This window comes from Dysgonomonas termitidis (genome assembly GCF_042654545.1).
Lineage (GTDB): Bacteria > Bacteroidota > Bacteroidia > Bacteroidales > Dysgonomonadaceae > Dysgonomonas > Dysgonomonas termitidis.
In genome coordinates, this window is the sequence record NZ_JBHSGN010000109.1 from 1 (window position 1) to 573 (window position 573).

A 573-nucleotide genomic window follows, 5' to 3' on the forward strand; every position below is an offset into this window, starting at 1 on the left:
GGGTAAATGCATTAACGATGCGTCTTTCGTATTTACTGGCACCGGATCTGTTAATGTTCGAGCTTACTGTCCTTTGAACCATATAACCGTCGTGTTAGCTGAAAGCACTTATAATGCAGAAGGTTGTCAAAACGCCGGCGGGATGACCAATCCTGGCGCTAACACTAGCAATGACATGTACTTTGTAAACGGAGGCGCAGCCCATGACGCCTGGTTTAGTCCACTCGTCAAGAATGGTGGATCGGGCAATTGGTATGGTTGGAAATTCTTCAATGGCAATGCTGATAACGGAAATTATGACCACTATAATGCCGAAACAGGGCTCCAATACGTGAAATTCGGAGTCACTATAGCCAGATCAGCTCTAAACAATCCGACCCTAGGATACCAAGCTTATCGTAAGTGCATATTGGATCTCATTTATAATTAACGTTCAAGGCCCCAGTAAACCAAATCTTACTGATGCCCTTCAGCATCATGGTCTATTCACTGCCACCCCCACCCTATAGGGTAGCGCTACGCTACCCTATATAAACTAAAAAAAAGGTCGGGGACTCGGGATAAGGGCTAAAA

The 573-nt window shown here is 45.2% G+C and carries 1 protein-coding gene; it reads left to right on the plus strand.

Annotation, left to right across the window (positions count from 1 at the left end):
• The coding region (locus ACFO6W_RS18200) for a hypothetical protein (RefSeq protein WP_379999023.1) at window positions 1-430 on the plus strand (430 nt) is incomplete at its 5' end.
• Window positions 431-573: the final 143 nt, after the last annotated feature.